At 70.6% G+C, this 5,083-nt stretch carries 5 protein-coding genes; 1 reads left to right on the top strand and 4 read right to left on the bottom strand.

What is annotated here, in order from left to right:
- The 3 genes from KDM41_17180 to KDM41_17170 all read right to left on the bottom strand — a co-directional run.
- On the bottom strand, nucleotides 1-1,341 hold a 1,341-nt coding region (locus tag KDM41_17180; protein ID MCB1185155.1), incomplete at its 3' end, for a DNA primase.
- Nucleotides 1,342-1,387: 46 nt separating this feature from the next.
- Nucleotides 1,388-2,305 carry a hypothetical protein gene (locus KDM41_17175; protein ID MCB1185154.1) on the bottom strand — a complete coding sequence of 306 codons (918 nt, stop codon included), beginning with the start codon at nucleotides 2,303-2,305 and terminating at the stop codon, nucleotides 1,388-1,390.
- Between the two features lie 116 nt (nucleotides 2,306-2,421).
- Entirely contained in the window at nucleotides 2,422-3,426 is a 1,005-nt protein-coding gene (locus KDM41_17170) for an FHA domain-containing protein (protein MCB1185153.1), read from the bottom strand.
- 231 nt (nucleotides 3,427-3,657) lie between these two features.
- Here KDM41_17170 and tatA point away from each other — a divergent pair, with 231 nt between their 5' ends.
- On the top strand, nucleotides 3,658-3,897 hold the full coding sequence (tatA, locus tag KDM41_17165) for a twin-arginine translocase TatA/TatE family subunit (protein MCB1185152.1): 240 nt from the start codon (nucleotides 3,658-3,660) through the stop codon (nucleotides 3,895-3,897).
- A 181-nt stretch (nucleotides 3,898-4,078) separates the two neighbouring features.
- Here tatA and KDM41_17160 read toward each other — a convergent pair whose 3' ends face one another.
- A complete protein-coding gene (locus tag KDM41_17160) occupies nucleotides 4,079-4,993 on the bottom strand; it encodes a thrombospondin type 3 repeat-containing protein (protein MCB1185151.1) in 915 nt (304 codons plus the stop codon).
- Between the last annotated feature and the right edge of the window lie 90 nt (nucleotides 4,994-5,083).

Here is a 5,083-nt window from a genome sequence, read left to right as displayed (position 1 = left end):
CGGCGCGGGGGCCGGGGCCGCCTCCTGGATGGCCCGATCCACGAAGTCGAGGGGGACGCCGAGGGTCGACGCGACCTGCTGGCGATACAGATCCCGGGTGAGGGGATCCTGCAGCAGCCGCAGCGCCGGGGCGAGGGCCCGCAGCCCCTCGGCCCGGCCCAGGGCGTCGGCCGGGCGGGCCGCCGCCTCGCGCTCGATGTAGAGATCGAGGAGCGGCCGGGCCGCGGCGAGCAGGGTGCGAAACGCGTCGGCGCCGTGCTCGCGCACATAGGAGTCGGGATCGTGCCCGCCAGTCAGCAGCACGGCCCGCGGCTGGATGCCCTCCTCCAGGAAGGGCAGCAGGCTGGCGAAGGCCGCCTTGGCGCCCGCCGCGTCGCCGTCCATCACGCAGATCACCTGCTCGGACAGCCGCTTGACCAGGCGCACCTGCCGCGTGGTGAGGGCGGTGCCCATGGCGGCGACGGTGCCGGGGAAGCCCGCCTGCCAGAGCGCCACCACGTCCAGGTTGCCCTCGCAGAGGATGACGCGGCCGGCCCGGCGCGCGGTGCTGCGGGCGGTGAAGGCCCCGTAGAGCTGGTCCCCCTTGGTGAAGACGGGCGTCTCGGGGGAGTTGACGTACTTGGCCGCCTTGGCCTTGGCGTCGAGCACGCGGCCGCTGTAGCCCGTCACCTGGCCGCGGACGTCCACCACCGGGCACATCAGCCGCCGGCGGAACCGCAGGTAGTGGCCTTGGAGCGGGGCGCTCGGATCGGGGCCGGTGTCGGGCACCAGCAGCAGCCCCAGCGCCACCAGATCGGCCAGGGCGACGTCGGTGGTGGCCAGGAACCGCTGGAAGCGCGCGGCGTCGCCGTCGGCGTAGCCCAGGCGGAAGGCCCGGGCCGTGTCGGGGGTGAAGCCGCGGCCCGTGAGGTAGCGCTGGGCCGGCTCGCCGGCGGGGCTGAAGAGGGTGTCGGTGTAGTAGGTGGTGACGGCGTCCTGGGCCGCGAACAGGCGCTCGGCCTCGGACCGCTGCCGCTCGCGCTCCGCCCGGCGAGCCGGCGGCTCGGGGCGCTCCTCGGGCACCATGACCCCCACCTCGGCCGCGAGCTCGCGCACGGCCTCGGGGAAGCTGCGCCCGTGCTGCTCCATCAGGAAGCGCACCGCGTCGCCGTGGGCGCCGCAGCCGAAGCAGTGGTACGTCCGGCGGACGGGGGAGACGCTGAAGGAGGGGGACTTCTCGTCGTGGAACGGGCACAGACCCATGAAGCCGGCGCCGGCCTTGCGCAGCTTGACCTGGCGGCCGACCAGCTTCACCAGGTCGACGCGCTCCAGGATCTCGGCGATGGTCTGTTCAGGGATCAAGCCCGGGGCACCTCCCGGCGCAGGACGGCGGTGGGCACCGCCGGCCTCAGTCCTCCAGATAGTACTCCTGCCGGTCGATCCGGTGGCCCTTGAAGTAGGCCCGGAACTTGTCCAGCAGCTCCTTGGAGGTGCGGTGCAGGGGGATCTGGATGAACGGCCGCAGCTCGCGCCGCTCCACCCCCGCCTTGAAGATGTCCACCCGCTCGCCGTTGGCCGTGCCCCACCACTTCGCCCGGATGATGGCGTTCTGGAAGTACTCCTCCTCGGGGGGGAGCGCCTTCACGAAGCGGCGGATCCAGGTCAGGTCGCGGTCGTGGAACAGGCCCCGGAGGCCCGAGCGCGTGCGCACGTCGGGGTTGTCCTCGTCGGCCAGGATCTCGAGCAGCGGATCGAGGCAGGACGGGTGGGTGAAGTCCACCTCGACCTCGAAGTCCAGGTGGACCTTCTCGACGTTGATGCCCTTGAAGTCCTGGATGCGCGACGTGGAGCCCGACAGCCAGTTGACCACGCGGAAGAAGAGGGACCAGACGTCCTCCAGCGCCATGGCGTGGGGGTAGTCGGCCTCCTGATCCTCGCAGAAGAAGTACAGGTTGCGGCTCGGCCCGCGGTGGAACCGGCAGCCGCCCGTGTCGTTGGAGCGGAAGCCGTAGAGCGCGCGCGGGGAGCGGGCGATGAGGCCCACGGCCTCCTTGACCTCGCGATCCTCGAACAGGCTCAGATCGTCGGCGAACGTGTAGAAGTTGGTGTCGACGTCGCGCAGCTCGATCACGCCGCCCTGATCATCGTCGTCGATGGTGAAGAGCAGCGAGTTCTCGGCCCAGGGCGTCGCGACGTCGTCCCCGATGTAGTAGAGCCCGCCGTCCTCTTCGGTGAACTCCATCTTCTCCTCCTGGAGGAACTCGCGGATGCGCTTCGCCCACTCGGAGAAGTCGAGGTCCTTGGGATCGACGACGTAGAATTCCATGGGTCCCTCACCGGCAGGCCCGTGGGCGAGGCGGTCGGACATGCCTCTGCCCAGATCGGGGGCGCCAGAGCCTACTGGCGCCGAGGCCGGACGTCAAGTGGGCGCCGGGGGCCGCCTCAGGTGACCGAGACGTAGCCGTTCTGGATCAGGTAGAGCAGGTCCTGCCACGTCTCCAGGTCGCTGGCGTCGCTATGATCGAGCACCAGGCCCACCTGGCGGTGGTTGATGACCACCTGGAGGGTGTCGAGGGCCTCGGCCGACAGGGACGACAGCCGGGCCTCCAGGGGCACGTTCAGGCTGAGGTGCTGCTCGCGCTGGGGCAGGTGCCCCTCGTAGCGCCGCAGCTCGTCGATCTGGCGCACGCCGTCCACCAGGAGCTGGCGGGTGCTGCCGCTGATCTCCTGCTGGAAGGACGGGGCCGGGTTCAGGGCGTCCATGCGGAAGACGCCGTGGCTCCAGGCCAGCATGCGCACGAAGCACTTGAGGGGCGGCACGTCCATCAGCATCGACTCGCCGGCCCGGCTGGGGTCGGCGATGGTCGCGAAGTAGACGTTGCCCTCGCGGAAGAAGATGCGCCCGTCGCGGCCGGCGTCGTCCGTCAGCACCAGCACGCCGGTGCGCCCGCTGCCGTGGAAGAGCTCCACCAGATCGGGGACGGTGACGTCGTCGTCGGGGAAGCGGCCCGACATGCCCTGGCCGCGCTCCACCGTCTGCCGGATGGGCGGCGTCATGCGGTCGAGGCGGGCGTCGCCGTCCGGGGGCGGCGGCTCGGCGGGGGCGCCGGACGTCCGCGTGGCGGGGCGCTGGCTGGTGGGGCCGTCGTCCAGCCGCAGCAGCTCCATGATGGAGGTGCCCACCAGGACCTTGTCGCCCACCTTCAGCCGGGCCACGGTCACCCGCTCGCCGTTCACGAAGGTGCCGTTGGTGCTCTTGAGGTCCTGCACCACGATCTGACCGTGGTAGGTCGCGATCTTCGCGTGCCGGCGCGAGACCATGTCCTCGTCGAGGACCATGTCGAACTCGCTGCCGCGCCCCACCACCATCTCGCGGTTCGGCCGCAGGGGGAACTGACCCCCCTTGTACTTGCCCGCGATGAACCTCAGTGCGTAGGTCGCCGCCACGACTCGTATTCCGGACCGGTTGGAAGCCTTGGGGGTACCACGGCCACCGGTCGGCGGGCAAGCGGCACGGAGGGGTGAACCCGGCACCGGGAGCCGGCATCGGACTGGATCTGCGGGACACCCCCGCGTATATCACCGCGTCTGCTATGATCGCGGTCGACCATCCGGCCGTGGATGGCCGAAGGAGTCGCCATGAACCAGCTCGATACGACGGTCCGCGAGGCGATCAGCATGCCGGGGGGCAGTGAGCTCCTGCTCATCCTGCTCATCGTGCTGGTCGTGTTCGGCCACAACCGCATCCCCCAGCTCGGCGAGGCGCTGGGCAAGGGGATCAAGAACTTCCGCAAGTCCTTCGCCAAGGACGAGAAGGAGACCCAGCCCACCGAGCGGGTCGTCCGCCAGATCCCGGAGGACCGGGAGGGCGACGTCGCCGAGCGCATCGAGAAGTCGGACCACAGCCACGTCGGCTGAGGCGTCCGGCCGCCAGCTCCCCTGCATGCAGAGGCCCGGGATTGGCCGCGAGGCGGCGGATCCCGACGGGATGGGCGTTGCCTTCGGCGTGGTCGGGGGAGGGGGCGCGACGAGGCCGCTCAGGCCTGCAAGTCGCTGATCAGGCAAGGGAAACCGGCCGACGGGCGCCGGCCGTCGGGGCTCAGAACGTGGCGATCCAGTCGTCCATGGCGCTGATGCTGCAGCCGAACTTGGTGTGACCCTCGCCCAGGTCCAGGGCCTCGATGATCTGGCTGCAGGAGCAGCCGTGGGTGTCCTGGATGGTGTAGCTGCGGCGGGGGCCACGGCCGCGGGGGCTGACGGTGTCGAACACGCCGTCGCCGTCGATCAGGGCGAAGCGGTTCACGCCCAGCTCCTCGGTGGGGACGCTCTCGGTCAGCTCGGTGCCCTCGCAGGCGTCCACGTCGCCGCACACGCCGTCACCGTCGGCGTCGTCGCCCGCGTCGTTGGGGCAGAGGTCGCAGATGTCACCGGCCTCGTCGCCGTCGGCGTTGGCCTGGTCGGCGTTGGCGGCGCCGGGGCAGTTGTCCACGTCCTCGCACACGCCGTCGCCGTCGGCGTCGTTCGTCGCGTCGTTGGGGCAGGCGTCGCAGGCGTCGCCCAGGCCATCCTCGTCGGCGTCGGCCTGGTTGCTGTTGGAGACCGCCGGGCAGTTGTCGTCGGCGCCGCAGATGCCGTCGTTGTCGGCGTCCTCGTTGCCGGCGTCGTTGGGGCAGACGTCACAGACGTCACCCTCGCCGTCCCCGTCGGCGTCGGCCTGGTCGGGGTTCGGGGTCACCACGCAGTTGTCCTCGTCGTCCGGGATGCCGTCGTCGTCGGTGTCCTCGTCGGCGATGACGATGCCCGTGGTCTCGATGACCAGGTTCACGTCGTCGTAGTCCAGGTCGCCGCCGTTGTAGAGGTCCTCGAAGCCGACGTGGAAGACGCCGTTGCCGAGGTCCGTGATGGCGGCGTGCACGATGCCGTCGGGGTTGCGGTCGCCCGGGCCGGTGAAGAAGGTGTAGCCCGTGTCGCGGACGGTGATGCTGAAGACGAGCTCCTGGCCCGCCACGAACATGCCCAGATCGAACTCGGTGCCGGCGGCGGTCACGTTGCCGGTGCCGACGTACACGAAGTTCGGATCCACCAGGTGGGTGTCGCTGGTGTA

This window comes from bacterium, from assembly GCA_020440705.1.
In the GTDB taxonomy this organism is placed as follows: Bacteria; Krumholzibacteriota; Krumholzibacteriia; order LZORAL124-64-63; family LZORAL124-64-63; genus JAGRNP01.
The sequence above is the reverse complement of the archived record's forward strand: the minus strand, read 5'-3'. Positions and strand labels throughout refer to the sequence as shown.